Source organism: Staphylococcus simulans, assembly GCF_002994445.1.
GTDB classification, from domain to species: Bacteria; Bacillota; Bacilli; order Staphylococcales; family Staphylococcaceae; genus Staphylococcus; species Staphylococcus simulans_B.
The window spans coordinates 1-2,918 of sequence record NZ_MRZJ01000019.1; the positions used below are offsets into that span (position 1 = coordinate 1).

The following is a 2,918-nucleotide window of genomic DNA, read 5'->3' on the forward strand; positions in this document are numbered from 1 at the left end:
CTTTCTTGCCTCTTTAAACAGTCCAGAATAAACAAGAATTTGTTTCCCTTTGAGTGATTTATAAAATGTATCGAACACTTTTTGGTTAATTAAGTAGTCGCTATCTTTACCAGAATACTTCGCCATTTCGTATAATTCTTTGTTGTTATTCTGTTTGATTTTTTGAACATGTACTTGTGTGATTTCATCGTTGCCCGTTACATCTCGCCATAAATTTAGCCATTCTTTTTGACTAATATAATACCGTTTATCTGTAAAATACGATTTGTTAACAGCAATTAAAACATGGAAATGCGGATTATAATCATCACGCTTTTGATTATAAGTAACCTCTAATTTTCTTACATAACCTTTAGCTATCGATTTGAATTTTTTACGATTGCTTAAGCGTCTGAAAGATTGATTGTAATGTTTAATTTCAGATTCTAAATCATCTGATTTCACATTAGGAGTGGTTAGAGTTAAAAATAAAAACTCTTTTTGTTCTTCTTGTTTGATATACTGCATCATTAAAGATAATCCCAATGCATCTTTACGGGCTTTTCGCCAAGCACATACAGGACAGAACCGGTTTTTACATAAATTCGACTTATATAGCTTCTTTTTCTCCAGAGTTTTATCAGCAACAAATGATAAAAATGTATTACAGTCCTTTATCAAATACATCTGTCCCTCTCTCACATGTCTCTCAATAAATTTTTGAAATACTTGATTTCTTTGTTTTTTCTCAGTATACTTGTCCATGATATATCACACAAAACAACCTTGTTTTTTACAAAACAATGCATATAAAAAGTTGCTTTTTCTCCTTCCTGTATAGTTTTAGATTAGACACCTTAAACAATACATTAATAGGTACGAAAAAGCAACTTTTTTTTGTTTCAAACCAGTTATATCAACGGTTTGAAAGGTATAAGTTCGCATTGTAATAGTTACCTATAGTATCAAGACAAGAAGAAACTCGTTTTCAACTCGTTTCAAAAGATAAAAAACTCCGAGAAAAACTCGGAGTTTTTTATTAGACTAAAAAGAATGAAATCGTTTGTACAATTACTTGCGCAATCCATCCAGGAACACCAATGCTTGTTAACCAACCTTGAGCTGCATCTTCAATACTTCCAGTAAAATTAGTGATTTGATTCAAATATTTAATAAGCCCATCAATTGTAATTACAGAAACCCACTTTTTCTTTTGAGCATTACTTAAAGGCAATTTATTAATTGCAGTTTTGATAGCACCATTGATTTTCGCTTTATTTCTAGATAATACTTCCTTAGCCCCTTTTAAAGTCCAGTTTGTCTTTCCACGTTCCATTCGCTTAGAATCATATTTCTTTAGATCAGCACCATTGGCTTGAGCAGACTCTCTAGCAATTCTTTCGCTATTTACATTAACGTTATTTTGTACATTAGAAGATTGATTATTACTAACATTTTCATTAGCATTAGCCACAGGAGATGCTACACCTGTAGCTAAAATTAAACTAGATAAAGATACAACAATAGATTTTTTCAATTTCAATACCTCCAAATTTAGTTTACACATTTAAACTAACACTAAGTCAGAGGAGATAAAAACATGATATTATTAATTTACGAAATCTTATTATTCCTTTTAATTTCCTTTTCATTCTATTTAATAAAATCCGGTTTCATGGAATTACATTTTGGTATTTTAACTTCTATATTCGGTATGTTTACAGCTAATTTAGTGATGTATTACATACTCCTTTACAAAAGTCCTGAATATAAAAATAAGAAAAGATTTAAAATGATTGTAAATATAATAAACAGTATCATAATATTGATAACCTTAATAATACTAATTATGTTAACAGTTACTTTACTAAAAAAATAATGCAACTATTTGCTTTATTCCAATTGCTTTATTGACAACGAGCCTCTGAACCCTTAACAAACCCAAAACTTGTCGAATGGTCGGCTTAATAGCTCACGCTATGCCGACATTCGTCTTCAAGTTTAGTTAAGGGTTCTTCTCATTGATCAATAAATTTTCTCGGCATAAATGCCACATTCTATTTTTTCTCTTTCTTTGTGATTTTAACTAATAATTTCGCTGTTTTTTCTTCAAAAATTGTTGCTAAAGCAACTAAAATATCTATGATTTTTTTACAAACATACAAAAACTCCAAAATATTTAAAGCTCCTTTTTTAAATAAAACTTATCACAAGAACTATTTAAATTTTAAATTCCCTTATTTTTAACTTTAAGGGGCATTTTGAAGAATTAGGAGTTATTTTATAGTTTTGTACCTAAAAACTTATATAAGCCCTTAAAACGCAAATAAGAGCCAAATAAATATATTTTGATTTCACATCACAAATTTTTAGCAAAACCAGTGACGATTTTTAGACACTGGCCCAGTTACATGCAAACTAAAATTTTGCATAAAATCCTTCAAAAAGTGAGTCCGGTTTTTAGTTCCTGCAGGGGCAAATTTCTGTAAAAAACACCGAAATCTTGATTTTGTACAAAATGCTTTGTAAGAGCATAAGGGAAATATGCATACATTTAAAAATGTATGGTCTGGCGAAGCCAGACATTTCAAGGGATACAGCGATTTCTAAAGTGCAATCATTTTTTGCTTTTGTACCCAAAATGTCCCCCTACATCTTGTGCCTGTACCCAAAATGTACCCAAACGTTTTTTAGCAATTTTCAATAAAAAAACGCTAGCTTTTTCGCTAACGTTTTAAAAAGAATATCAAAATTTATACTCAAATTTCTTCGTCAATTTCATCAATCATTTGATGATTAATTTTACTTTTTTCTTCTTCGGTCAAATCAAAAATTTCACTTGCTAAGTACTCTTTTTGGTTCCAGTGATAAAAAATTTGATAAATATATTCTGTCGGATCTACTTCTTTAAGATAATCTAAATCGCCATTTTTTAATTT

General features: G+C 29.7%; 2 protein-coding genes and 1 pseudogene. All 3 read right to left on the reverse strand.

Translation table 11 applies throughout. The features are described from left to right. Positions 1 to 744, reverse strand: a 744-nt coding sequence (locus C7N65_RS12410; RefSeq protein ID WP_105994752.1) for a protein rep, incomplete at its 3' end; no start/stop codon positions are given. Positions 745 to 1,018: 274 nt separating this feature from the next. After that, positions 1,019 to 1,516, reverse strand: a complete 498-nt coding sequence (locus tag C7N65_RS12415; RefSeq protein WP_105994753.1) for a hypothetical protein — start codon at positions 1,514 to 1,516, stop codon at positions 1,019 to 1,021. 1,222 nt (positions 1,517 to 2,738) lie between these two features. Next, positions 2,739 to 2,918 (reverse strand): annotated as a pseudogene (locus C7N65_RS12425) (replication initiation protein); the annotation flags it as partial.